Annotated in this window: 18 protein-coding genes and 3 tRNA genes; 15 read left to right on the top strand and 6 right to left on the bottom strand. The window is 55.0% G+C overall.

What is annotated here, in order from left to right; all coding sequences use genetic code 11:
* Positions 1 to 4: 4 nt before the first annotated feature.
* From ptsP to recD, 12 genes are all read left to right on the top strand, one after another.
* The gene (gene ptsP, locus AAGQ96_RS17245; protein WP_147200668.1) at positions 5 to 2,251 is read left to right on the top strand and encodes a phosphoenolpyruvate--protein phosphotransferase; all 2,247 of its coding nucleotides are present in this window, start codon (positions 5 to 7) and stop codon (positions 2,249 to 2,251) included.
* A 138-nt stretch (positions 2,252 to 2,389) separates the two neighbouring features.
* Positions 2,390 to 3,271: a prolipoprotein diacylglyceryl transferase gene (lgt, locus tag AAGQ96_RS17240; protein WP_342754137.1), complete on the top strand. Its 882-nt coding sequence runs from the start codon at positions 2,390 to 2,392 to the stop codon at positions 3,269 to 3,271.
* Positions 3,268 to 4,062, top strand: coding sequence for a thymidylate synthase (gene thyA, locus AAGQ96_RS17235; RefSeq protein WP_147199633.1), 795 nt, complete (start codon positions 3,268 to 3,270; stop codon positions 4,060 to 4,062). The genes lgt and thyA overlap by 4 nt, the downstream gene beginning before the upstream one ends.
* 232 nt (positions 4,063 to 4,294) lie before the next feature.
* Positions 4,295 to 4,744, top strand: a complete 450-nt coding sequence (locus AAGQ96_RS17230; protein WP_342754136.1) for a prepilin-type N-terminal cleavage/methylation domain-containing protein — start codon at positions 4,295 to 4,297, stop codon at positions 4,742 to 4,744.
* Positions 4,735 to 5,286, top strand: coding sequence for a prepilin peptidase-dependent protein (locus tag AAGQ96_RS17225; protein ID WP_147200667.1), 552 nt, complete (start codon positions 4,735 to 4,737; stop codon positions 5,284 to 5,286). The genes AAGQ96_RS17230 and AAGQ96_RS17225 overlap by 10 nt, the downstream gene beginning before the upstream one ends.
* On the top strand, positions 5,283 to 5,708 hold the full coding sequence (locus AAGQ96_RS17220; RefSeq protein ID WP_342754135.1) for a DUF2509 family protein: 426 nt from the start codon (positions 5,283 to 5,285) through the stop codon (positions 5,706 to 5,708). Before AAGQ96_RS17225 ends, AAGQ96_RS17220 begins: the two co-directional genes overlap by 4 nt.
* Positions 5,701 to 6,009, top strand: a complete 309-nt coding sequence (locus tag AAGQ96_RS17215) for a prepilin-type N-terminal cleavage/methylation domain-containing protein (RefSeq protein ID WP_147199630.1) — start codon at positions 5,701 to 5,703, stop codon at positions 6,007 to 6,009. The genes AAGQ96_RS17220 and AAGQ96_RS17215 overlap by 8 nt, the downstream gene beginning before the upstream one ends.
* A gap of 321 nt (positions 6,010 to 6,330) precedes the next feature.
* Positions 6,331 to 7,080: an oligogalacturonate-specific porin KdgM family protein gene (locus AAGQ96_RS17210; RefSeq protein ID WP_342754134.1), complete on the top strand. Its 750-nt coding sequence runs from the start codon at positions 6,331 to 6,333 to the stop codon at positions 7,078 to 7,080.
* Between the two features lie 100 nt (positions 7,081 to 7,180).
* Positions 7,181 to 10,549: an exodeoxyribonuclease V subunit gamma gene (gene recC, locus AAGQ96_RS17205; RefSeq protein ID WP_342754132.1), complete on the top strand. Its 3,369-nt coding sequence runs from the start codon at positions 7,181 to 7,183 to the stop codon at positions 10,547 to 10,549.
* A 152-nt stretch (positions 10,550 to 10,701) separates the two neighbouring features.
* Positions 10,702 to 13,590: a pitrilysin gene (ptrA, locus tag AAGQ96_RS17200; RefSeq protein ID WP_342754131.1), complete on the top strand. Its 2,889-nt coding sequence runs from the start codon at positions 10,702 to 10,704 to the stop codon at positions 13,588 to 13,590.
* Complete coding sequence (gene recB, locus AAGQ96_RS17195) at positions 13,587 to 17,114, top strand: exodeoxyribonuclease V subunit beta (protein WP_342754130.1); 3,528 nt, start codon at positions 13,587 to 13,589, stop codon at positions 17,112 to 17,114. Before ptrA ends, recB begins: the two co-directional genes overlap by 4 nt.
* Positions 17,105 to 18,940 carry an exodeoxyribonuclease V subunit alpha gene (gene recD / locus AAGQ96_RS17190; RefSeq protein WP_342754129.1) on the top strand — a complete coding sequence of 612 codons (1,836 nt, stop codon included), beginning with the start codon at positions 17,105 to 17,107 and terminating at the stop codon, positions 18,938 to 18,940. The genes recB and recD overlap by 10 nt, the downstream gene beginning before the upstream one ends.
* 27 nt (positions 18,941 to 18,967) lie before the next feature.
* On the opposite strand, the gene argA is transcribed toward recD, so the two are convergent.
* Complete coding sequence (argA, locus tag AAGQ96_RS17185; RefSeq protein ID WP_147199624.1) at positions 18,968 to 20,311, bottom strand: amino-acid N-acetyltransferase; 1,344 nt, start codon at positions 20,309 to 20,311, stop codon at positions 18,968 to 18,970.
* Between the two features lie 235 nt (positions 20,312 to 20,546).
* Here argA and amiC point away from each other — a divergent pair, with 235 nt between their 5' ends.
* Positions 20,547 to 21,800 (top strand): N-acetylmuramoyl-L-alanine amidase AmiC, encoded by a 1,254-nt coding sequence (gene amiC / locus AAGQ96_RS17180; protein ID WP_342754128.1) that lies wholly within the window; start codon positions 20,547 to 20,549, stop codon positions 21,798 to 21,800.
* 169 nt (positions 21,801 to 21,969) lie between these two features.
* Here the strand turns inward: amiC and AAGQ96_RS17175 are convergent.
* The 3 genes from AAGQ96_RS17175 to AAGQ96_RS17165 form a co-directional block, all read right to left on the bottom strand.
* Positions 21,970 to 22,046 (bottom strand) — tRNA-Met (locus tag AAGQ96_RS17175).
* A 61-nt stretch (positions 22,047 to 22,107) separates the two neighbouring features.
* Positions 22,108 to 22,184 (bottom strand) — tRNA-Met (locus tag AAGQ96_RS17170).
* Between the two features lie 55 nt (positions 22,185 to 22,239).
* A tRNA-Met gene (locus AAGQ96_RS17165) sits at positions 22,240 to 22,316 on the bottom strand.
* Between the two features lie 204 nt (positions 22,317 to 22,520).
* Between AAGQ96_RS17165 and mltA the strand changes: the two genes are divergently transcribed.
* Together mltA and tcdA are read left to right on the top strand one after the other, a co-directional pair.
* Complete coding sequence (mltA, locus tag AAGQ96_RS17160) at positions 22,521 to 23,663, top strand: murein transglycosylase A (RefSeq protein ID WP_147199622.1); 1,143 nt, start codon at positions 22,521 to 22,523, stop codon at positions 23,661 to 23,663.
* A gap of 28 nt (positions 23,664 to 23,691) precedes the next feature.
* Positions 23,692 to 24,492, top strand: a complete 801-nt coding sequence (gene tcdA, locus AAGQ96_RS17155; RefSeq protein ID WP_342754127.1) for a tRNA cyclic N6-threonylcarbamoyladenosine(37) synthase TcdA — start codon at positions 23,692 to 23,694, stop codon at positions 24,490 to 24,492.
* A gap of 7 nt (positions 24,493 to 24,499) precedes the next feature.
* Here the strand turns inward: tcdA and csdE are convergent, their stop codons facing one another.
* Together csdE and csdA are read right to left on the bottom strand one after the other, a co-directional pair.
* Positions 24,500 to 24,946 (bottom strand): cysteine desulfurase sulfur acceptor subunit CsdE, encoded by a 447-nt coding sequence (gene csdE / locus AAGQ96_RS17150; protein ID WP_342754126.1) that lies wholly within the window; start codon positions 24,944 to 24,946, stop codon positions 24,500 to 24,502.
* Positions 24,947 to 24,948: 2 nt separating this feature from the next.
* A complete protein-coding gene (gene csdA / locus AAGQ96_RS17145; protein ID WP_147199619.1) occupies positions 24,949 to 26,154 on the bottom strand; it encodes a cysteine desulfurase CsdA in 1,206 nt (401 codons plus the stop codon).
* Positions 26,155 to 26,300: the final 146 nt, after the last annotated feature.

Below are 26,300 nucleotides of genomic sequence, written 5' to 3'. Positions count from 1 at the left end.
GATGATGCTTACACAGCTGCGCGAGATAGTGGAAAAAGTGGCAGGGGCGCCCCGGCTGACCGAGGCGCTGGATATCCTGGTTAACGAGATCTGCCTGGCGATGGATACCGAAGTGTGTTCGGTCTATCTGGCCGATCACGATCGTCGCTGCTATTACCTGATGGCGACTCGCGGCTTGAAAAAGCCACGAGGCCGCACCGTCGCACTGGCCTTTGACGAAGGGATCGTCGGGCTGGTCGGGCGTCTTGCCGAACCGATTAACCTCGCCGATGCGCAGAGCCACCCCAGCTTCAAATATGTTCCTGCCGTCAAAGAGGAGCGTTTCCGTTCTTTTTTAGGCGTACCGATTATCAGCCGCCGTCAGCTGCTTGGCGTGCTGGTTGTTCAGCAGCGGGAACACCGCCAGTTTGATGAAAGCGAAGAATCGTTTTTGGTTACGCTGGCAACCCAAATGGCGACAATTCTGTCGCAGTCACAGCTTAATGCCCTGTTTGGTCAGTATCGCCAAACCCGTATTCGTGCGCTGGCCGCAGCACCTGGCGTTGCCGTTGCCGAAGGCTGGGTCGACAGCACACAGCCGTCGCTGGAAAATGTTTTCGCTGCCTCCACGCTGGACACCGCGCGCGAGCGTGAAAGATTGTCGCTGGCGATGGATGAAGCCTCCGGCGAGTTTCGCCGCTACAGCAAGCGATTCACCTCCAGCGTGCATAAAGAAAGCGCGGCGATCTTCGATCTCTATTCCCACCTGCTGAGCGACAATCGCCTGAAAAAAGATCTCTATACCGAGATCGATAACGGATCGGTAGCCGAGTGGGCCGTAAAAAAGGTCATTGAGAAGTTTGTCCATCAGTTCGCCAGCTTGCAGGATAGCTACCTTCGCGAACGGGCTGGCGACTTGCGCGTGCTGGGGCAGCGCCTGCTTTTTCACCTCGATGACACCGTGCAGGGCACTAATACCTGGCCTGAACGCTTTGTACTGGTCGCTGATGAACTGACGGCGACAACGCTGGCGGAGCTGCCGCACGATCGTCTCGCAGGCGTCGTGGTTCGTGACGGTGCGTCGAACTCTCACGCGGCGATCATGGTTCGTGCGATGGGCATTCCAACGGTGATGGGTGCTGATATTCAGCCGGAGTTGCTGAACGGCCGGCTATTGGTCGTGGATGGCTATCGCGGCGAGCTGCTGGTCGATCCAGAACCGATGCTGGTGCAGGAATATCAACGTCTTATCAGTGAAGAAAACGAGCTGAGCAAGCTGGCAGAAGACGTGGTGGAATGCCCGGCAGCGCTGAAATCGGGCGAGCCGGTAAAGGTGATGCTCAACGCCGGATTAAGCGCCGAGCATGAGCAGGCGCTGGGTAGCTGGGTTGATGGCGTGGGGCTGTACCGCACGGAAATTCCTTTCATGCTACAAAGCGGCTTCCCTTCTGAAGAGGAGCAGGTCGCGCAGTATCAGGGCATGCTGCAACTGTTTCTGGAAAAGCCGGTGACGCTGCGAACGCTCGATGTGGGAGCGGATAAACAGCTGCCCTACATGCCTATTAGCGAGGAAAACCCTTGCCTGGGCTGGCGCGGCATCCGTCTGACGCTCGATCAACCAGAGATCTTTCTTGTGCAGGTACGGGCAATGCTACGGGCCAACGTCGCCAGCGATAATCTGAGCATTTTGCTGCCGATGATCACCAGCATTGATGAAATTGATGAGGCGATCAGGCTGATCGAGCGTGCGGCTCGGGAAGTAGAAGAGATGCTCGGCTACGCCATTCCAAAGCCCCGCCTCGGCGTGATGATTGAAGTGCCGTCAATGATCTTTATGATCGGGCACCTGGCAAAACGCGTCGACTTTATTTCCGTCGGCACCAACGATCTGACCCAGTATTTGCTGGCCGTCGATCGTAACAATACCCGAGTAGCGAACCTGTACGACAGCCTGCATCCGGCGATGCTGCGGGCGTTAAAAACCATTGCTGAAGAAGCGAAGCTGGCCGGTATCGAACTGTGCCTGTGTGGTGAAATGGCGGGAGATTCCAGCTGTGTTGCGCTGCTGATTGGTCTGGGCTATCACCACCTCAGCATGAATGGCCGCAACGTGGCCCGGGTAAAATACCTGCTTCATCATATCGATTATGAAGAGGCGCAAAAGCTGGCGGAAACCAGCCTCCGGGCACAGCTGGCCAGCGAAGTCCGCCATCTGGTCGCCGCCTTTATGGAGCGGCGTGGCTTAGGCGGATTGATCCGCGGCGGACGTTAGGCTGCAACAAAGTTACAGTTCCGGCGGGATGGCCTTTGCTGCCTGTGCTATGATGCGCGCCTTATATGCAGCGCCTTGCGCGCACTGGTTTATTCACTCCGGCGCCTGCGGGCCAGGGACTATTAAAAATGGTGAAAGATGACTAACGGCTATCTGGCTTTCCCCCAATTTGATCCGGTGATTTTCTCTGTCGGGCCGATTGCTCTGCACTGGTACGGTTTGATGTACCTGGTCGGCTTTATATTTGCCATGTGGCTGGCCGTGCGCCGCGCCAACAAGCCGGGCAGCGGCTGGACGAAAGATGAAGTCGAAAACCTGCTCTATGCCGGTTTCCTCGGCGTTTTCCTCGGTGGCCGTATCGGTTACGTGCTGTTTTACAACCTGCCGCTGTTTCTGGATAACCCGCTTTATCTGTTTAAGGTCTGGGATGGCGGCATGTCGTTCCACGGCGGCTTAATCGGCGTGATTTGCGTCATGCTGTGGTTTGCCCGTCGCACCAAACGTAATTTCTTCCAGGTAGCGGATTTCATTGCGCCGCTGATCCCGTTTGGTCTTGGCGCTGGCCGCCTGGGCAACTTTATCAATGGTGAGCTTTGGGGCCGCGTCGCGCCCGATTTGTCGTGGGCGATGCTGTTCCCCGGCTCGCGTGGCGAAGATATCGCCCTGGCTGCCACTCATCCAGAATGGCAGTCGCTGCTGGCGACCTATGGCGTACTGCCGCGCCATCCTTCTCAGCTTTACGAGCTGATACTTGAAGGGGTGGTACTGTTTATCATTCTGAATATCTTTATCCGTAAAAACCGCCCAATGGGCGCTGTCTCTGGCCTGTTCCTGATTGGTTACGGCACGTTCCGCTTTATTGTGGAATTCTTCCGTCAGCCGGATGCGCAGCTGGGCCTGTTCGACAACACCATCAGCATGGGGCAAATTCTTTCGACGCCAATGATTTTCGCTGGCGTGATTATGATGATTTGGGCTTACCGCCGTCGAACTACGCAGCAACTACGTGAGGAAAAATGAAACAGTATCTGGAATTAATGCAAAAAGTGCTGACCGAAGGCACGCCGAAAAATGACCGTACCGGCACCGGCACGCTGTCAATTTTTGGTCATCAGATGCGTTTCAACTTGCAGGAAGGTTTTCCGCTGGTCACGACTAAAAAATGTCATCTGCGCTCCATTATCCACGAGCTGCTTTGGTTCCTGAAGGGCGAGACGAATATCGCCTATCTGAAGGAAAACAAAGTCACTATCTGGGATGAGTGGGCAGATGAAAATGGCGATCTCGGTCCGGTTTACGGCAAACAGTGGCGTAGCTGGGGCGCGCCAAACGGTGAGCAGATCGACCAGCTGGCTAAAGTGATGCAGCAGTTGAAAAACGACCCGGATTCCCGCCGCATCATCGTTTCTGCCTGGAACGTTGGCGAGCTGGACGAAATGGCGCTGGCACCCTGTCACGCTTTCTTCCAGTTCTACGTGGCGGACGGGAAGCTTTCCTGCCAGCTCTACCAGCGCTCCTGCGATGTTTTCCTCGGCCTGCCGTTTAACATCGCCAGCTATGCGCTGTTGGTGCATATGGTCGCGCAGCAGTGTGATTTACAGGTCGGTGATTTTGTCTGGACGGGCGGCGATACGCACCTGTACAGCAACCACATGGAACAAACCGATCTGCAACTGACTCGTGAGCCGCGTCCGCTGCCGAAGCTGGTTATTAAGCGTAAACCCGCCTCGCTGTTCGACTATCGCTTCGAAGATTTTGAAATCGAAGGATACGATCCCCATCCAGCCATCAAAGCGCCGGTCGCGATCTGATGCTCATAACCAGGAGCGGATTTATCCGCTCCTGAACGTCCGTTTGCCTTCTCACACTTCATTTCTCCTGCAAAAAAGCATGCCGCCGTTCCGCGCCGGTAGCCGTCTTTTTGCGAGCAATCCCGCAGGTCAGTACCCGTAGCACTGCAAACGGAATTAAAGGCCGGAGCACGTCTCGCAACGCTGATATTGGTCTGTGGATCGCTTTTAGCAAAAAAGCCACCCTGTGAAGATGAACAGGACAAGCGGATTTACCTTACTGGAACTGCTGGTGGTAATGGTGATTGCCACTACGCTGATGCTGGGCGGCGTTATGGGCTGGCGCCACTGGCAGCAGCAGCAGCGGCTCAACGCCAGCGCGCGCCAGATCCAGCACTTTTTACTGCGGCTGCGCAACGACGCTAACGGGCACAACCAACAGATACTGCTGTGGCAAATAAGCGGTCAGCCCTGGTGTCTGGGCGGTGGGCCAAAAACGACGTGCGGGCACAAACAGCGCAGAACGCTGACTGCCAGCTGGGAAGAGATCGGTCTGCTCTCTGTGACGGAGGGAATGGGGTTTTATGGGCGACGTAACGTTGCCAAACCGGGACGGATTGTCATCGCCAGCGAGGCCGGTGAGCGGCATATCATCGTTTCATCACGGGCCAGAGTGCGCATTTGTCAGGATGCCTGCCCATGAATCAGCGTGGTTTTACCCTGCTGGAAATGCTGATTGCTCTGGCTATCAGCAGCGTGTTGATGCTGGGCATCGCGCGTTTTCTGCCTGCTTTACAGATGAATAACCTGCGCACCCTGATGGCATTTCAGCTTCATGAAGAGTTAAGGCTGATGATGAACTCGCTGGAAAAAGCGGTGCGCCGCGCCGGTTATTGCGCCGGGGAATGCGTGGGTGAGGGGCTCACAATCAGCACCGCTGGCGGCATGTGCCTGTTAGTGCGCTGGGATGAAAACAGCAACGGAAAATGGGAGGGAACGAATAATGAAAACAGCGATTATTATGGCTACAGATTGCGTAACGGCAACCTCGAAACCCAGCGTGGCGTAAGCAGCTGCGAGTCCGCAGGTTGGGAAAAACTGAACGATCCTGCCTCTGTTGCCATTAGCGCGTTCCAGATAACACGAGCGGATCGGCAAATACGTCTGCTACTGAGCGGATACGCCACCGCTTTTCCCGACGTTCCGCTTACGCTGGAAAGCTGGATAACGGCAGGAAATTTATGAACTCACGGCAACAAGGGAGCGGCGCGCTGATAGCGGTAATCATATTATTACTGATGTCGGCGATGCTGCTCAATGCCACCCGTCAACAGGCAGAGGATGCGCTGAGTCTGGTGGCCGATGAGCGTATCTGGTTTCAGCAGGCAAGCCTGGCGGAATCGGCGCTGAACTGGGGCAGGCAACGGCAGTGGCCGGAAGGGGAAGCTGGCTGGCAGTGTCAGATCGAATCCTTTTTCCGCTGGCGGGCCTGTTTGCTGATTGAGCAAGAGCGCGTACTGTTGAAGGGGGACAGCGGGGCGGGAACGCTGGCTTTTTATCAGTGGGTGAGCCGCGTTACGGGTACGGGGAAACTCCTCGCTCAGCCGCACGGCTGGCTTGACTACTGCCCATACACCGAAGAGAAAAGGTGTTTTTCAGATGAATAAACAGGGGGGTTTTAGCCTGCCGGAAACGCTGGTAGCGTTACTGCTGTTCTCGCTGAGTTTTACCGCGCTGTTGCATTATCAGCTTGCACAAGCGAAAGGATTTCAGCTTCAGATACAGCAGCGAGAAGCCTGGTATCGTGCCTGGCTTCGATTCGAAGGCTATGAGGCAGCAGGCTGGGAGACAACGCTCGGTAAAAAAATGGGGCCAGCTGGCTGTCAATTGCTAACATCAACCGCAGTCAGCCCGGCAGGACGCGAAGCAACGCTGCAACAGTTACGCTGTAATAAAAACAGCGATTAGCTTGTATTCTCATATTATGAGAACTGGCTTCAGGATATCTTTTTGCCGCTGCCAGTAAAATAGTATTAATGGCAATATCGTAAAGGTTTAAAGCTGATGCATCCATTAGTTTTCTCAGGGGTGTATTTAACGTGCAAACTATTTTTTCAGTAATGCATTGAAAATATAAATCCCCCACGCGTTAAACACTTCAGTTGTTGACGATGGATTTTATCTGAATGGATATTTTAAAAACAGGAGATTAAATAACATTAACCCGTAATGGATGCATGATTTTGATACCTTTATTCTGTTTAACACGGATGTCATGGAAGAACGATTATGAAAAGATTTGCGAAGTATTCACTATTTTTAAGTCTTGCACTGGGATTTGCCGATCAGATTCAGGCCGAAGCGGTTAAAGATGTTACGGTAGACTACCGACACGGCTATCGCCTGCGCGATCGTACTCATTACGACAAGCTGGCTTTAGGCGCCAACCTTCCTGATAATTACGCTTTTATAGTGGAAACCAAGTTTAAAACGGGTGGGCCAGATCCGAAAGACAAGTTTTACTATGATACCGTCCTGAACGTTGTGGAAATGACGTTACTGAAAACGTTTAACTACGGTAACTGGACGGTTTCGCCATTTATTCAGCCGGAATTCAGCTCTGTCAGAACAGAATGGAAATTTGGTGTAGCCCCCTGGTATAAAATTAATGACAGTTGGTCACTCGGCGGTTTATATCGTCTGGAGCTTAGCGATTACGCCCATGACAGCCAGTGCAATGATGTGGGCCATGATAATTGCAGTTTGGATCGTCACCGGACGGTTAATCGATTCGATGCTTATTTTCGCTACCGTTTGGAAAATCTGATTAGCACGTATAAATTTATTTATATGCATGGCGATGACAAACTTTTTGCCAACAAAAAAAGTAATTATGAACAGGAACTTCAGTTCGATTATATCCTTGGCGACAATAAACAGTGGAGACCTTATGTGACTTTTGCGGATATTGGCAGAAGCGCTTACTCCAGCGAGCGGCAGCTCCGCTTACGTATGGGCGTGGTCTACACCTTTAAATAATGCTTGCTGATTGCTAAACCGTCTGGCCGATGCATTTGCAACGGCCTTCGGCTCGGGTACAGTGTTCACGCAGAGCATTAGTCCCAAAGCAGGAGCAGACATGTTTACCGTTTATCACTCGAATCAGCTGGATTTGCTGAAGACGCTGGCAGCTTTTCATATCGAAAATCAGCCGTTGCGTAACCCCTTCCAGGCGGAAGTGGTGCTGGTGCAAAGTCCGGGGATGGCACAGTGGTTACAAATGTCACTGGCAGAGCAGTTTGGCATCGCGGCCAATATCGCTTTTCCTCTGCCAGCTTCTTTTATCTGGGATATGTTCGTCCGCGTTTTACCCGGCATTCCTAAAGAGAGCGCCTTTAATAAAGCCAGCATGAGCTGGAAGCTGATGGCTATCCTGCCAGAAATGCTGACGCGGACCGAATTCGCTATGCTGAAGCACTACCTCACCGATGACGAGGATAAAAGAAAACTTTTCCAGCTGGCAGCACGTATTGCCGATCTGTTCGACCAGTATCTGGTGTACCGGTCAGAATGGCTGAACAGCTGGGAAAAAGGGCAGCAAATAGCCGATCTGGGCGAAGCTCAGCTGTGGCAGGCGCCGCTGTGGGCCGCGTTGGTGGAATACAACCGCGAATTAGGACAACCGGAATGGCATCGTGCAAATCTCTATGCCCGCTTTATCTCTACGCTGGAAAACAGTGCCAGCCGTCCGCCCAATTTACCGGATCGCGTATTTATTTGTGGTATTTCTGCATTGCCGCCCGTGTATCTGCAAGCCTTACAGGCGCTGGGTAAACATATCGATATTCATCTGTTGTTTACTAACCCCTGTCGTCATTATTGGGGCGATATTCAGGACTACGCTTTTTTGGCGAAGCTGCAAAGCCGCCGCAGGCAGCATTTTAATCAACAGGGCGAAAGTGCGCTGTTCCGTCAGTCAGATGCAAGCAGCCTGTTTAACGATGCGGGCGAGCAGCAGCTCAGTAATCCGCTGCTGGCCTCCTGGGGTAAGCTTGGACGCGATAACCTGTTTTTGCTGGCACAGATGGAGTGCCGGGAAATTGACGCTTTTGTCGACATCGAGCCGGGCAACCTTCTGCACAGCTTGCAGCGCGATCTGCTTGAGCTGGAAGACAATGCCGTTATTGGGTTAAAGCAGGAAGAGTGGGAGACCAGCCACAGCAAACGGATCCTCGATCCTGAAGATCGATCCGTCAGTATTCATCTTTGCCACAGCCCTCAGCGCGAGGTTGAAGTTTTACAGGATCGTCTGTTAGAGATCATGGCTAACGATCCCGCGCTTTCACCGCGCGATATTATCGTGATGGTGGCAGATATTGACGCCTACACGCCTTTTATTCAGGCCGTATTTGGTAATGCGCCGGCCGGACGCTATTTGCCTTTCTCCATTTCCGACCGCAGAGCCAGCCAGGCGCATCCTGCGCTACAGGCTTTTATTTCGCTGCTGAGCCTGCCAGACAGCCGCTTTACCTCCGAGGGCGTACTGGCGCTGCTTGAGGTCCCGGCCCTGGCCAGCCGCTTTGCTATTGATGAAGAGGGGCTGCGGCGCCTGCGCCATTGGGTAGGTGAATCGGGCATCCGCTGGGGTCTGGATGACGACACGGTCCGCGAGCTGGATCTGCCGCCAACCGGGCAACATACCTGGCATTTTGGCCTGACGCGAATGCTGCTGGGCTACGCGATGAACAGCGAAACCGGGCACTGGCAGGGGATTTTGCCTTATGACGAGTCCAGCGGGTTAATTGCCGAACTGGCTGGCAATCTGGCCGAGCTGCTGATGCGGCTGCGTCGCTGGCGTGAGCTGTTAAGCGCGCCTCGGGAGCTGGAAAGCTGGCTACCGCTGTGCCGCGAGCTGCTAAACGACTTTTTTGCCGGAGATGCCGATGCCGAAGCCGCGCTGGCGCTGATTGAAGAGCAGTGGCAGCAGGTCATTAACTACGGCGTGCAGGCTCAGTATCAGCAGGCCGTGCCGCTTTCTCTGCTGCGTGATGAGCTGGCCTCCAGGCTTGATCAGGAAAGGATCAGCCAGCGCTTTCTCGCCGGACCCGTCAACTTCTGTACCCTGATGCCGATGCGTTCCATTCCCTTTAAGGTAGTTTGTCTGCTGGGCATGAACGATGGCGTTTATCCGCGCACGCTGCCGCCGCTGGGGTTTGACCTGATGAGCCAGCAGCCCAAAAAAGGCGATCGCAGCCGGCGCGACGATGATCGCTATCTGTTTTTAGAGGCGCTGAATTCGGCTCAGCAACAGCTTTATATCAGCTATATCGGCCGTACAATTCAGGACAACTCGGAACGTTTTCCGTCGGTACTGGTCAGTGAACTGGTGGAATACATCAGTCAGAGCTTCTGTTTGCCTGGCGACCAGGGACGGGATGTTGATACCAGCGCGGCGGCCGTTGTGGCGCACCTGCACCATCTGCACAGCCGTATGCCGTTTGCCGCCGAAAACTTTCTGCCGCAGGCGAAATATCAAAGCTATGCGGCAGAATGGCTACCGGCGGCAAAGGCCAGCGGCGTACCGCATCCGCCTTTTATGCAGCCGCTGCCCGAACTGGAGATGGCCGAACTGAATTTCGAGCACCTGGTGCGCTTCTGGCGTCATCCGGTGCGTGCCTTCTTCAGCCAGCGGCTGGGCGTCAGTTTCCTGCTCTCCGATACCGAACTGCCCGATGCTGAGCCCTTTACGCTGGATAATCTCAGTCGCTACCAGCTAAACAGCCAGCTGCTGAATACCCTGATTGATGAGCAGCCCAGCGAACCGCTGTATGCCCGGCAGCGCGCCGCAGGGAATCTGCCTTACGGCGCCTATGGCGAGCTTTTCTGGCAGGAGCAGTTAACAGATATGAGCGAGCTGGCAGGGCAGGTACGCGAACAGCGTAAAGACTCGAAGAGTTGGGAGATCAACCTGCAAATCGCCGGTCTTCAGCTGAACGGCTGGTTGCCCCAGGTTCAGGATGATGGTTTGCTGCGTTGGCGCCCGGGGCATCTTAACTTCACTGACGGACTGGCGCTGTGGCTTGAGCACCTGGTTTATTGCATTTTGGGCGGCAGCGGTGACAGCCGAATGTATGGCCGCAAAGAGAGCCAGTGGCGTTTTCCGGCGTTGCCGGTTGAGGAAGCGCAGGCGTGGCTGGAGCGTTATATTCAGGGCTACAGGCAGGGGATGTGTTCGCCCTTGTTGCTGCTGCCCAAAACGGGTGGCGCATGGCTGGAAGCCAGCTATGACGAGAAGTCCGCCTCAATCCTGCACGATGAAGCGACCCAGGCAAAAGCGCGCATCAAGCTGTTGCAGGCCTGGCAGGGCAATATGCAGGTTGAAGGTGAGGGCAGCGACCCTTATCTGGCACGGCTTTTCCGCACGCTGGATGAAGCTACGTTTCGTGCAATTACCGATAACGCAGAAGCGTGGCTGTTACCACTAATGCAGATCAATGACATTAAGTAAGACATCCTGTAATGTTACTTTATAACTATTTTTTAACGTTTATTTCTGTTTGCTTGTCCGCCGGGGATAAGTGAAGTCTTTAGGTTTAACGGTCTCACCGCCCCGTGTGCACGGCATGGGGTAACAGAGCAACAGATCGTCGAGGAGTTTGAATGCGTCGTTATGCAGTCTGGTTCACCACTCTTTTCCTGCTTTTTACCTTCTGGAGTCCACTGACACAGGCGCAATCGGGATGGCAGCCCGTCCCTGAAACGATTCGTAAAAGCGAGAAAGATCCGCGCCAGTATCAGGCGATCAAGCTGGATAACGGGTTAACCGTACTGCTGGTTTCCGATCCGCAAGCGACCAGGTCATTATCGGCGCTGACGATCCCCATCGGCTCGCTAGACAATCCCCGTAATCAACAGGGGCTGGCTCACTATCTTGAGCATATGTTGCTGATGGGGTCGAAGCGCTACCCGCAGCCAGACAACCTTGCCGAGTTTCTGAAAAAGCACGGTGGCAGCCACAATGCCAGCACCGCTTCCTACCGCACTGCGTTCTATCTTGAAGTTGAGAACGATGCACTGGAGCCTGCTGTTGACCGGCTTGCCGATGCCATTGCCGAACCGCTGTTGGATCCGGTAAACGCCGATCGTGAACGTCATGCGGTCAATGCAGAGCTGACGATGGCGCGGTCCCGGGATGGCTTACGAATGGCGCAGGTGGGTGCGGAAACCTTAAACCCTGAGCACCCGGCTTCGCTGTTCTCAGGCGGGAACCTGGAAACGCTGAAGGACAAACCAGACAGCAAGCTACATGATGCGCTAACCGCTTTTTATCAGCGTTACTACTCGGCCAACCTGATGAAAGCGGTAATTTACAGCAACAAGCCGCTGGCCGAACTGCAAGCTATTGCCGCAAAAACCTATGGCCGTGTGCAAACGCACCAGGCTGCTGTGCCGGAGATCGCCGTCCCGGTGGTGACCGATAAGCAGAAAGGCATCATCATTCATTACGTACCGGCCCAGCCTCGTAAGCAGCTAAAAATTGAATTCCGTATCGACAATAACAGCGACAAATTTCGCAGCAAAACCGATACGCTGATCGGCTATCTGATTGGCAACCGCAGTAAAAATACGCTCTCCGACTGGCTGCAAAACCAGGGACTGGCAGATTCGATTGATGCGGGGGCCGATCCGGTTATCGATCGTAACGGCGGCATCTTCTCTATTACCGTTTCGCTGACCGATAAAGGGCTGGCTAACCGTGATGAAGTGGTGGCAGCAGTGTTCAGCTATCTGAACACCTTGCGCAGCGGCGGCATCGATAAACGCTATTTTGACGAAGTCGCCCACGTGCTGGATCTGGACTTCCGTTATCCCTCCATTACCCGTGATATGGACTATATCGAATGGCTGGCGGATACCATGTTGCGCGTTCCTGTCGCCGATACGCTGGTCGCCCCCTATATTGCTGACCAGTACGATCCCCAGGCCATCAAAGCGCGGCTTGACGGTATGACGCCACAGAACGCGCGCATCTGGTACATCAGCCCGAATGAACCGCACAACAAAATGGCTTACTTCGTGAATGCGCCTTATCAGGTGAATAAGATTGAGCCAGAGCGTTTCAAAGCGTGGCAGGCCGCCAGCGATAAGATTTCGTTATCTCTGCCCGTGCTTAACCCGTACATCCCCGACGACTTCACGCTGATTAAGCCGCAGCATAAATATGCGCACCCGGAGCTGCTTATCAATCAGCCTGGCCTGCGGGCGTTTTATATGCCGAGCCAGTTCTACGCGGACGATCCCAAAGCCAATATCACCCTGGCGCTGCGCAACAAAGAAGCGATGAGCACGGCGAAAAATCAGGTGATGTATGGTTTGAATGACTACCTGGCCGGGCTGGCGCTGGACGAGCTGAGTTCGCAGGCGTCGGTTGGCGGCATCAGCTTCTCCACCAGCGAGAACGATGGCGTCACCTTTAATGCCAGCGGTTTTACTCAGCGCCTGCCGGATTTGATGAAAACCTTGCTCAAACGTTATGCCAGCTATCAGCCGGATCGGCAGCAGCTGGATCAGGCAAAATCCTGGTATCTGGAGCGGCTCGACTCCGCGGACAAAGGCAAAGCCTTTGAGCTGGCAATCCAGCCTGCACAGATGTTGTCGCAGCTGCCATACACCCAGCGCAGCGAGCGCCGTAAGCTGGTGGCGGAGGTGACGCTTGAGGATTTGAAGGCGTATCGCAAAATGCTGCTGGAAAATGCTACGCCGGAACTGCTGGTCGTCGGTAACATGACCGCTGACAGCGTTAAGACACTGGCAGGCGAGTTAAAAAACCAGCTTAACTGCGAAGGCCAAAGCTGGTGGCATAGCCAGTATCTGGTGGTTGACAAGAAAACGACGGCTAACCTGCAAAAAGAGGGCAGCAGCACCGATTCTGCGCTGGCCGCGCTTTACGTGCCGCCTGGCTATGAAGAACATGACAGCATCGCTAACAGCGCCATGCTCAGCCAGATTATTCAGCCATGGTTTTACAACCAGCTGCGCACGGAAGAGCAGCTCGGCTATGCGGTCTTCTCTTTCCAGATGCCGGTTGGGCGTCAGTGGGGGATCGGCTTCCTGCTACAAAGCAACGTGAAACAGCCGGCTTATTTGCTTGAGCGTTTCGCCGCGTTCTATCCGACAGCGGAAAAGCGTTTACGTGACATGAGTAAAGAGGATTTTGCTCAGTATCAGACCGCGATGATCAACGAGCTGAAACAACGTCCGCAAACGCTGGATGAAGAAGCCGGACGCTTTAGCAAAGATTTCAATCGTGAAAATGACAACTTTGATACGCGGGAGCAAGTGATAAAACGCATTCAGGCGCTAACGCCGGAAAAAATCGCGACCTTCTTCCACGATGCCGTCATGGCGCCACAAGGATTAACGCTGCTGTCGCAGATTTCTGGCAGCCAGCACGATAAGGCTGATTACGCTGCACCGTCAGGCTTTACCACCTGGCAGGAAGTGTCGAAATTGCAGCAGTCATTTCCGGTGAAAAGCGACAAATCATGACATTGCAGCGCCTTGATCCTCTGACTCTGCCGCTACAGGGTGAGAGGCTGATTGAAGCTTCTGCGGGAACAGGTAAAACCTTTACCATCGGCCTGCTCTATCTCCGCCTGCTGCTGGGGCTGGGCGGAGAAGCCTCTTTTGGGCGGCCGCTGCCGGTAGAAGAAATTCTGGTTGTAACCTTTACCGAAGCGGCAACGGCAGAGCTACGTGGGCGTATCCGGGAAAACATTCACAAGCTGCGTATTGCCTGCATTCGCGGGCACAGTGCCGATCCGGTGCTTACTCAGCTGATGGCTGAGATAGATGATTTGCCTCAGGCCGCCGCCCAGCTGTTGGCTGCTGAACGGCAGATGGATGACGCCGGGATTTTCACTATTCACGGTTTCTGTCAGCGCATGCTCAATCTGAACGCCTTTGAGTCCGGCATGCTGTTCGAACAACAGCTGATTGAGGATGAGTTTCCGCTGCGGCGGCAGGCGGCGGCCGATTTCTGGCGGCGCTTTTGCTATCCGCTACCGCTGCCGATAGCTCGTGTTATGACGCAAATGTGGCAGGGGCCGGAACAGCTGCTGGCGACGCTCTCGCCCTGGCTAAGCGGCGAGGCACCTGCGCTAAAGCATCCGCTGGATTTAGACGAAACCTTTACCCAGCGGCATGAAAAAATCATTGCGCAAATCGACAGGCTGAAGGCCGCCTGGCGTGCGGCAGAAAACCTGCATGATTTGATTGCTCAGTCAGGCGTAGACAAGCGAAGTTACAGTAGTAAGCACTTACCTAACTGGCTGGAAAAACTGACCAAGTGGGCAGCGGAAGAAACGGCAGACTATCAGGTGCCAAAGGAGCTGGAGCGCTTCGGGCAACGCATCCTGTTGGAAAAAACCAAAAAGGGCGAGCCGCCGCAGCATGCACTCTTTGAACACATCGATCGTTTCCTCGCCGAGCCGCTGTCGCTGCGCGATTTGGTTATCGCTACCGCGTTACGAGAAATCCGTTTTGCTACGCAGAAAGAAAAGCGGCTGAACGCGCTGCTTGGCTTTGATGACCTGCTCGGACGGCTGGATAGTGCGTTACAGCAGCCCGGAGGTGAAGCGCTGGCGCAGGCAATCCGTACTCGCTATCCGGTAGCGCTGATTGATGAATTCCAGGATACCGATCCCCAGCAGTATCGTATTTTCCGTACGCTCTATGGTCAGCAGCCGGACAACGCGCTGCTGCTGATTGGCGATCCCAAGCAGGCGATCTATGCTTTTCGCGGTGCCGATATTTTCACCTATATGAAAGCGCGCAATGAAGTTAGCGCTCACTACACGCTTGAAACTAACTGGCGCTCCTCTCCTGCGATGGTAAACAGCGTTAATCAGCTGTTCCTGCGCCTGCCAAATCCCTTTTTGTTCAACGAGATCCCTTTTATTACCGTTGAACCTGCTGCACCAAACGCGGCACTGAATTTTGTGATGGAGGGTAAGCCTCAGCCCGCATTGCGTTTCTGCTTACAGCCGGGCGAAGGCGTTGGCGTCAGTGATTACCAGCAGTTTATGGCTCGCCAGTGCGCCGCAGATATCTGTCGCTGGCTAACGGCCGGACAGCAAGGCACGGCGCAAATTGGCAAAGGCGAATTTTTACGGCCGGTGCAGGCCTCGGATATTACGATTCTGGTGCGCAGCCGGGGTGAAGCCGCCGTTATGCGGGAAGCGCTGAACGGTTTGAATATTCCTTCCGTTTATCTCTCCAACCGCGACAGTGTTTTTACTACGCCTGAAGCGCGCGAAATGCTTTGGCTGCTACAGGCGGTGTTGGCACCGGAGCAGGAGCGTATATTGCGCAGTGCACTGGCAACCAGCATTTTTGGTTTGGATGCAGCAACGCTGGAAGAACTGAGCCGCGACGAGCGCAGATGGGATGCGCTGGTCGATGAGTTTGACCGCTATCGCCAGCGTTGGCTAAAGCGTGGCGTGCTGCCGATGCTGCGAGAGCTGATGGTAAACCGCCAGATTGCAGAGAACCTGCTGGTTTCAGACAGCGGCGAACGCAGGCTGACCGACCTGTTGCACCTGGGCGAACTGTTGCAGGAAGCGTCAGCACAGCTTGACAGCGAACACGCGCTGGTACGCTGGCTGGCGGCTGAAGTGGCTCAGCCAAACGGCCAGTCGGCAAGTCAGCAGCTGCGGCTGGAGAGCGATCGCCACCTGGTGCAGATTGTCACCATTCACAAATCAAAAGGCCTGCAATATCCGCTGGTCTGGCTACCTTTTATCGCCAACTATCGCGAAGCGGGCCAGGGCATTTATCACGATCGGCAGAGCTTTCAGGCGCTGCTGGATTTGCGCGATGAAGCTGAAAGCGTTGAGCTGGCTGAACAGGAGCGGCTGGCTGAAGATTTGCGCCTGCTCTACGTGGCGCTGACGCGTTCAGTCTGGCATTGCAGCGTTGGCGTGGCGCCGCTGGTGAAAGGCAACCGGAAAAAAGAAGGTAACAGCGATCTGCACAACAGCGCGTTGGGCTATTTGCTCCAGCTTGGCGAGCCTGCGGATGCGGCGGGCCTGCATAAGCAGCTGCTAAGCCTGCAAAGTCCGGCGATTGAGGTCGTTATGCCGACCGAGCCGGAAAGCGAAAGCTGGCGGCCGGAACAGGATTTTTACGAGGAGCTTAACAGCTTGCAGGTGACACGATCTCTGCATGATGAGTGGCGCGTAACCAGCTATTCGGGTTTACAGCAGCATGGGCACTCCGCCGCCTTTGAACTGCTTCCCCGACTGGATGTGGATGCGGCGGGCGAAGCGCAAAGCCAGACCGCGCTTCAGCTTACGCCGCATACTTTTCCACGTGGCGCAGCGCCCGGAACGTTTCTGCATGGCTTATTTGAAGCGTTAGATTTTACGCAGCCCGTTGATGAAAACTGGCTGAGCGAGCAGCTGGCCGCGCAGGGCCATGACCTTGCCTGGCTGCCGGTAATGAAGCAGTGGCTGGAAGAGGTGCTGCGAACGCCGCTTAACGACACCGGCGTTACGCTTAATCAACTGACTGCTGACAATCGTCAGGTCGAACTGCAATTTTATTTGCCGATTGAGCAGCTGCTGAGTGCCGCAAAGCTGGACCAGTTGATCCGCCATTACGATTCGCTCTCGCAAGGTTGCCCGACGCTCAACTTTCAGCAGGTACAGGGCATGCTAAAAGGCTTTATCGATCTGGTATTTTGCTGGGAAGGTAAATATTATCTGCTGGATTATAAATCTAACTGGCTGGGCGAGTCTGGCGAACACTATACGCCGGAAGCGATGGCTGCCGCGATGCAATCTCACCGTTATGACTTACAGTACCAGCTCTATACGCTGGCACTGCATCGCTATCTGCGCCATCGTCTGGCTGATTATGACTATCAGCAGCATTTTGGTGGCGTGATCTATCTGTTCCTGCGCGGTATGGAAGGAACAGCCAGTGAAAACGGCGTATTCCGTACCCGTCCACAGGCTGAATTTGTCGCGGCGTTGGATGCCCTGTTCGCCGGAGAAGAAGTATGTCTGTAATGAACCAATTATTGCTGGCCGCCTGCGACCAACGTCTGTTCCGTTCGCTCGACGTGCAGTTTGCCCGCATGGTGGCCGACGAAACGCAACCCGCGCTAATGCTTGCTGCGGCCTGGGTCAGTGCCGAAGCCGGAGAAGGTCACGTATGCCTGCCGCTTGAGCAGCTTACCGAGTCCGCGCTGTTTTCCGGGCGTCATCCTGAGCTTGCACGCCAGCTCTGGCAGGCGGCAGGCCAACCTGACTGGCCCAGCCTGCTGCCCGGTTTTGAAGCGGTAGGCGACGGTACTACGGCCACGCCGCTGGTCATACATCAACAACGCCTTTATCTGCACCGCATGTGGCTGTCAGAAGGCCTGGTAGCGCAGTTTATTCTGCGTGAAACCGCCTTTAGTGATTTTGACCAGCAGCGGCTACGGGCCGCGCTCGACAGGCATTTTGGGCTGGAAGCGGATAACTGGCAGAAAATCGCCGCTGCCGTGGCAATAACCCGACAAATCGCCGTTATTTCAGGCGGGCCGGGAACCGGTAAGACCACTACGGTGGCTAAATTGCTGGCTACGCTGCTGGAGCTGTCGGCCGGTTCAATGCGCATTCGTCTGGCGGCACCCACCGGGAAAGCGGCGGCGCGCCTGACGGAGTCGCTGGGCAAGGCGCTACAGGACCTGGACGTCAGCGAAGCAGAAAAGCAGCGTTTTCCGGCGGAAGCCACCACGCTGCATCGCCTGCTTGGCGCGGTGCCGGGCAGCCAGCGGATGCGCTATCACGCAGCCAATCCGCTGCATCTGGATTTGCTGGTCGTCGACGAAGCGTCAATGGTCGATCTGCCGATGATGGCCAATCTGATTGCCGCGCTGCCACCGCATGCCAGAGTGATTTTCCTCGGCGACCGCGATCAGCTGGCATCGGTAGAAGCGGGCGCGGTATTGGGCGATATTTGCCGCTGTGCCGAAGCGGGCTACAGCCATGAGCGTGCTGAGATGCTGGCGCTACTGACCGGCTGCGTTATTGAAGGACTGGATGATGCGACGGCACCGCCGGTGCGTGACAGCATCTGTCTGCTGCGTAAGAGCTATCGGTTTGACGCTTCTTCCGGAATTGGTCAGCTGGCGCGGGCGGTAAATGCAGGCGACACGCGTCAGCTTAATCAGGTTTTTGCGGCTGATTATGGCGATATTGAGCGTTTTTCGCTGAACAGCAGCGAAGAGTACCAGCACCTGTTAAATCGGTGTGTGGAAGGCTATCGCGACTATCTGGTGCAGCTGGCGAAGGGAGCAAGTTCACAGCAGGTACTGGAAGCCTTTGGTCGCTTTCAGCTTCTGTGTGCCCTGCGCGAAGGGCCATTTGGCGTGTTTGGTCTCAACGAACGTATTGAGGCTTCGCTACAACAGAAGCGGCTGATTACCCGTTCAGCGGGCGCTGGCGGTAAATGGTATGTGGGAAGGCCCGTGATGATTGCCCGTAACGACAGCGCGCTGGGCTTGTTCAATGGGGATATTGGCATTGCGATGAATGATGAAGAGGGCGCACTAAAGGTCTTCTTCCCGCTGCCGGACGGCACTATCAAGGCCGTTCAGCCCAGCCGCTTACCGCCGCACGATACCGCTTTTGCCATGACGGTGCACAAATCACAAGGGTCGGAGTTTGACCACACGCTGCTGGTGCTGCCGAACCAGTTTACGCCAGTGCTGACGCGGGAGCTGGTTTATACCGCTATCACCCGGGCCAGACGGCAGCTTACGCTGTATGCCGATGGCCAGGTGTTAAACAGCGCGGTAAAAATGCAGACTCAGCGTCGCAGCGGTCTGGTTGAAAGGCTGGGCGAGTAGCCCGGCCATTCAGAGCCGCGATTAGCGTCAGGCCAGGCGCGCGTGGCGGAGATCGGCCATTAAGACTTTTGAACGGCGCTGGTAGTTATACATCTGCTTTTTACTTTCCGGCAGCTCTTCAATATCAACCGGCGTAAAGCCGCGTTCCTGGAACCAGTGGATGCTGCGAGTGGTGAGCACAAACAGTTTTTTCAGCCCCATCTGACGAGCCTGGAGCGCTACGCGTTCCAGCAAAGCTTCGCCCCGTGAGGAACTGCGATAGTCGGGATGCACGGCAACGCAGGCCATTTCGCCAATCTGCTCTTCCGGGAAAGGATAAAGCGCCGCACAGCCGATGGTCAGGTTATCACGCTCGATAATGGTGAATTTATCGATTTCCATCTCCAGCTGCTCGCGTGAACGCCGCACTAAAATACCCTGCTGCTCAAGCGGACGGATCAGTTCGAGAATGCCGCCGATATCATTAATGGTGGCGCGACGGATCTGTTCAGCGCTTTCCATTACGATCTGCGTACCGATACCGTCGCGGGAGAACAGCTCCTGCAACAGCGCGCCATCCTCCTGATAGCTGATCAGATGGCTGCGACGCACGCCGCTGCGGCAGGCTTTCACCGCGCCGCGCAGGAAGCGAACGGTGCTGGAGAGATAATCATCGTCCTTTTCCAGCTCTTCAATGCGCTGCTGAGCTTCGTTCGGGAACAGCTCAGAGATAATATTGCCTTCGCGGTTGGTCACGCCCTGCTCAGCGCAGAATCCGATCATTTTTTCTGCTTTCAGCTTGATTGCCAGCTGTGTTGCCACTTCTTCCGACGTCAGGTTAAAGCTTTCGCCGGTAACGGAAACCGCGACCGGCCCCAGCAGCACAATGGCGCCGCTGTCGAGCTGGCGGTGGATCGCTTCTTCATCGATACGACGGATACGGCCGGTGTGACAGTAGTCAATGCCGTCATCCACACCCAGCGGCTGCGCGATAATAAAGTTGCCGCTCACCACATTAATATGCGCGCCCTGAAGCGGCGTATTATTCAGACTCATCGACAGGCGGGCGGTGATATCCAGCTGCAAACGTCCGGCAGCCTGTTTGACCAGCTCCAGCGATTGCGCATCGGTCACGCGGGTATGTTTATGATAAAACGGCTCCAGCTGGTGCTCGGCAAGATTGGCATCAATCTGTGGCCGTGCGCCATACACCACCACCAGCCGAATGCCCAGGCTGTGCAGAAGGCCGATATCGTTGACGATACTTGAGAAGTTCTCATGCTCGATGGCTTCACCACCCAGCATGATGACAAACGTTTTACCACGGTGGGCATTGATATAAGGGACTGTATGGCGAAACCCCTGAACCAGCTCGGTACTCCGTTCCTTCACGGCAAACCCTCTATGAATTATTATTCGCTAAAAATGTATTTTTATTCTTTTATGCGGCGGGTGCAAGTAGCAATTTTTTTTGTTTTCTTTAACAGCGGGTAACAAGTGGGTTTAACAGACCGCGCGGCTGCGCTTTTCCGGATGACACCTTTGGCAGGATTCGCTAAAGTTTGCGCACCTGGTCTTATTTTGGCTCTATTTTTCGCAAAAAAAACAGCAATCACTCTGGAGTTGCATGTCTGATTTACCTTCGCCTGGCCGACGCCTTTTTTTAAAAAGCGCTGGCGCTACTCTGCTTTTGGGCGTGAGCAAAGTGGGTTTTGCGGCCAGCAGTCACGTCGTGGCTATCCGCATCTGGCCCTCATCGACCTATTCGCGTCTGACGCTGGAATCCAATACTCCACTGAAATACAAGCAGTTTGCCTTGAGTAATCCGCAGCGGGTAGTCGTGGATATCAGTAACGTTCATCTTAACCGCGTGCTTAACAACGTGGGAAAGCTGGTTCGTCATGACGATCCCTACATAAAAAATGCGCGCGTTGGTCAATTTAATCCGACGACGGTGCGGCTGGTGCTGGAGCTGAAACGTAACGTCACGCCGAAAGTTTTTACCCTCGATCCCGTGGCCGGTATGAAGAATCGGCTGGTGCTGGATCTTTATCCGGCCCAGGGACACAGCAATCATCATCATGACGATCCGCTGCTGGCCTTGCTTGAGGATTATAACAAAGGCGATCTTGAAGCCAGCCAACCCGCTTCGGCCCCGCTGCCGGGAAAAGCGGGACACGATCGTCCCATAATTATCATGATCGACCCCGGTCACGGCGGGGAAGATACCGGCGCAATTGGCAAGCATAAAACGCGTGAAAAAGACGTGGTGCTACAGATTGCCCGGCGGCTAAAGGCGCTGATCGATAAACAGCATAATATGCGGGCGCATATGACCCGCAGTGAAGACGTGTTTATTCCATTAAAGGTGAGGGTGGCGAAAGCCCGCCGGCTGCGCGCCGATTTATTTGTTTCTATTCATGCCGATGCTTTTACCAGCAGGGCCGCACGCGGTTCATCGGTATTCGCACTTTCCAAACACGGTGCGACCAGCACGGCGGCACGCTATCTGGCTCAAACGCAAAATGAATCGGATTTGATTGGCGGCGTCAGCATGAGCGGCGATCGCTATCTCGACCATACCATGTTTGATATGGTGCAGAGTCTTACCGTTAACGACAGTTTGAAATTCGGTAAAGAAGTGCTTTCAGGGATGGGCAAGATCAACCATCTGCATAAAAAAACGGTGGATCAGGCAGGCTTTGCGGTATTGAAGGCGCCGGACATTCCCTCGATTCTGGTCGAAACGGCGTTCATCAGTAATCTGGAAGAGGAAAGGAAACTGCGCACCAGCAAATTTCAGCAGCAGGTCGCTCACGCGATTTTTTCAGGGATTAAAGCTTATTTCGCTCATGGTGCGCCATTGGCACCCCAAAAATAACAGGTTCGGGTGGCAAAAGCTTTCTGGCTTAATGAGGCAGAGGCAGTGCGCCCGGTCTGAAAACGACGGGAAAGAGGGAAGAGGGGCCACAGGATGGCGGCAGGAAAATAAGCACAGGGAAAGGTTGGCGAATGCCAGAAACAAAAAAACACCCAAAAGGGTGCTTGATTGGTTGCGGGAGCCGGATTTGAACCGACGACCTTCGGGTTATGAGCCCGACGAGCTACCATGCTGCTCCATCCCGCGTCCGAATTACTGTTGTCGCTTCCGTCACGACAGGTTTACCGCATTTTCTCCTGAGAGAAAATGGTTGCGGGAGCCGGATTTGAACCGACGACCTTCGGGTTATGAGCCCGACGAGCTACCAGGCTGCTCCATCCCGCGTCCGAACGACTGTCGCTTCCATCACGACAGCTTACTGCTTTTCTCCGAAGAGAATTGGTTGCGGGAGCCGGATTTGAACCGACGACCTTCGGGTTATGAGCCCGACGAGCTACCAGGCTGCTCCATCCCGCGTCCGTGGATGCGCACTATACGCTGAGTCGTTTTTCTTGCAACCCTTTTTTGCGCTAAAGTGATGAAAACAGGGCTTACTGCTTAATTTATCTGCCATTTGGTGGTTTATCAATCAAAGATGACCGTTCTTTTCTGACTGGGCGTTTAAATCTTAAGGGCGCTTTGCTATCTTCGCCTGCAATTCCGCATAAAGGTAGCCGAGCAATGAAAGCACGTTGGACTAAGTATATCGCCACTGGGGCGCTGATTGCCCTGCTCGCGGGGTGTTCTTCTAAACCTACCGACCGTGGGCAGCAGTATAAGGATGGAAAACTGGAGCAGCCGCTGGGACTGGTTAATCAGCCCAGCGCGAAAGGGCGGCCGGTTAATGGAAAAGATTTTGCCGATCAGGTCTCGGAAATCCAGTTTGCTTCACCCGCGATGTTTTCACGGCAGACCACGACCTTTAGTGCAATCAAAGGCTGGCTGATGGCGGGCGGCGATACGCGTCAGCTGCGCCAGTTCGGCCTGGATGCTTACCAGATGGAAGGCACAGATAATTACGGCAACGTGCAGTTTACCGGCTACTACACGCCGGTTATTCACGCTCGCTATACCCGGCAGGGCGAATTTCAGTATCCTTTATACCGTATGCCGCCAAAAGGTAAGCGCCGTCTGCCAAGTCGTGCTGAAATCTACCGTGGCGCGCTTGATGACCGCTACGTCGTTGGCTACAGCAATTCACTGATGGATAACTTCATTATGGATGTGCAGGGCAGCGGCTATGTGGATTACGGCGATGGCCGCCCGCTGATGTTCTTCGGTTACGGCGGAAAGAACGGTCATCCCTATCGCAGCATCGGTAAGGTGCTAATCGACCGCGGTGAAGTGAAGCGGGAAGATATGTCGATGCAGGCTATTCGCCAGTGGGGCGAGGAGCACAGCCCGGCAGAAGTGCAGGAGCTGCTGGAGCAGAATCCTTCCTTTGTGTTCTTTAAACCTGAAAACTTTGCGCCGGTGCGTGGAGCCAGTGCGGTACCGCTCGTCGCTAAAGCGTCCGTGGCGTCTGACCGTTCGCTGATCCCACCCGGCACAGCGCTGCTGGCTGAAGTGCCTCTGTTGGACAATAAAGGCAAGTTTACCGGGAAATATGAGATGCGCATGATGGTCTCGCTGGATGTCGGCGGCGCAATTAAAGGCCAGCATTTTGATATCTATCAGGGGATTGGTGAACAGGCTGGGCATATGGCGGGCTGGTTTAACCATTATGGCCGCGTCTGGGTGCTGAAAGCCGCGCCGGGCGCGGGTACGCCGCTCTTTTCCACGGCACAAAACGGCAGTCCGGCGTCGTTTACGCAGCAGGACTAACCGCGACTAATGAATTTTGAGGTAAAGCATGACTGCTCTTTCTGACGCCTGGCGACAACGTTTTGGCGGTACGGCACGTTTATACGGCCAGTCAGCCCTGCAACTTTTTGCCGAAGCGCATATCTGTGTGGTGGGCATTGGCGGGGTGGGCTCGTGGGCTGCGGAAGCGCTGGCGCGTACCGGCATCGGTGCGATTACGCTGATCGATATGGATGATGTCTGCGTAACCAACACCAACCGGCAGATCCACGCGCTGAAAGAGACGGTCGGCCAGGCGAAAACGGAGGTGATGGCCGAACGTATCCTGGCGATCAATCCCGAATGCAAAGTCACCTGCGTGGATGATTTTATTACCGCTGAAAATACCGCTGAGCTGATGAGCGGCGGTTTTACTTACGTTATTGACGCGATCGACAGCGTACGACCGAAAGCGGCACTGCTGGCCTGGTGTCGGCGGAATAAGATCCCGCTGGTGACGACCGGTGGCGCGGGCGGTCAAATCGATCCCACGCAGATTCAGGTGGCCGATCTGGCGAAAACTATCCAGGATCCGCTCGCGGCCAAGCTGCGTGAGCGCCTGAAAAGTGATTTTAAGATGGTGAAAAACAGCAAGGGCAAGCTGGGCATCGACTGCGTATTTTCAACCGAAGCGCTGATGTATCCGCAGCCGGACGGCTCGGTTTGCGCTTCACGCAGTACTGCGGAAGGGCCGAAGCGCATGGACTGTGCCTCGGGTTTCGGTGCGGCAACCATGGTTACCGCAACGTTTGGTTTCGTGGCCGTTTCGCATATTCTGAAAAAGATGATGGCGAAAGCGGCGCGCGGCTAAAGTCTTTTTAGTCCTGAGCCTGCCTGGCTGCGTTAATGACCGCTTCCGCCAGCGCGTGCAGTCCGGCGCTGCGTGAAGCGCTTAGCTGGTTACGTAATCCCAACTCGTCGAACAAGGTTAGCGGATCCTGGTGTAACAGCGCATCAGGCTGCTGGCCTTCCACGGCGGTAAGCAGCACCGCCAGCAATCCTCGTACAATGCGGCCTTCGCTGTCGCCATAAAAATGCAGGCTGCCGTCGGCCTTTTTCTGATGACCAAGCCAGACGCGATTTTCACACCCGCTCAGTTCGATTTCAGCCGTTTTCAGCTCTGGAGCCAGCGGCGGCAGCTGTTTGCCTGTCAGAATCAACTGACGATAGCGATCTTCCCACTGCGTAAACGCCGAGAATTTCTGTTTTAAACCGTCGGCGGTGATCAGATCGCCAAACGGATGGGGAGCATATAAAGAAGTCATAGTTAATCTGCCAGTAATTCCAAAGCGAAGGTCAGGCTTTTGACCAGCGCATCCACATCGTTAAGCGTATTATAAGGCGCAAAAGAAGCACGCAGTGTGCCACTGACGCCAAGCGCTTGCAGCAGAGGTTGAGCACAATGCTGACCGGCGCGTAGCGCAACGCCGCTTTCAGCCAGCAGCGTCACCAGATCGCTATGATGCACGCCAGCAATATCAAATGACAGCAGGCTGGATCGATCGGCGCGGAAGCTGCGAAAACCGGGAAGGGCCGACAGGCGCTCTTCGGCAATATCCGCCAGACCACGGCTCCAGCTTTCTGCCCGTCCCAGATCAATCTTTTCCAGCCAGCTCAGCGCCGCGCTCAGCCCAATCACGCCAGCCACGTTTGGCGTTCCGGCTTCAAAACGCCAGGGAACTGCCTGAGGCGTAAAGCCGGCAAAACTAACATGCGTCAGCATTTTGCCACCGCCTTGCCAGGGCTGCATCTCTTCAAGCAGATCGGTTTTGCCATACAGCACGCCGGTACCCATCGGGCCATACAGCTTATGCGCAGAAAAAGCGTAGAAATCAATGTCCAGTGATACAACGTCCGGTGGCGCATGCACCACGCCTTGCGCACCGTCAATTACCACTTTTGCTCCTGCCTCGTGAGCCAGTTGGATCGCGCTGGCCATATCCGGACAACCGCCCGTCACGTTCGACATCTGCCCCAGCGCCAGCACCCGGGTCTGCGCGGTGATTAAGTCCGGCAGCGCCGCGACATCAGGCAGGAAACCGTTGCCAATCGGCCACTTAATCACCCTGGCTCCGGTTTGTTCCGCCACCATGAGCCAGGGAACCAGATTGGCATGATGCTCCGCCTCGCTGACAATGATTTCATCACCGGCCTGCAGGCGCGGACGAAAATAGCCCTGAGCCACAAGGTTAATGGCTTCCGTTGTGCCCTTCGTCCAGACGATATTTTTATCTGCTGGCGCTTTCAGCAGGCGGGCGACCTGACCCCGGGCATTTTCATAGCGCTCAGTCAGTTCGCGCGCCGCAGCAAACTGGCTGCGATGAACGGTTCCCGCGCTCAGACTGTAAAACTGCCGGGTAGCTTCAATCACCGCCTGCGGCTTGAGCGCGGTGGCGGCGCTGTCGAGGTAAATACCGGCATCGGCCAGCGCGGGAAACTGCTGGCGAAACTCAACGGGGGAAAATGACGTCATACTCTCCTCGACGCGGATGATGGATTGGTGCGGTTTTTTCAGGGGCCGCGCGGTTTAATGGCGCTTTTCTGGCAATGTTGAAAAAGCGCGTTATCCTGAATTATGCAAGGTTTAAACTATTACCCGCAAATAAGCGTCCTTAAGAC

Source organism: Pantoea sp. MBD-2R, assembly GCF_039134845.1.
In the GTDB taxonomy this organism is placed as follows: Bacteria; Pseudomonadota; Gammaproteobacteria; order Enterobacterales; family Enterobacteriaceae; genus Erwinia.
The sequence above is the reverse complement of the archived record's forward strand: the minus strand, read 5'-3'. Positions and strand labels throughout refer to the sequence as shown.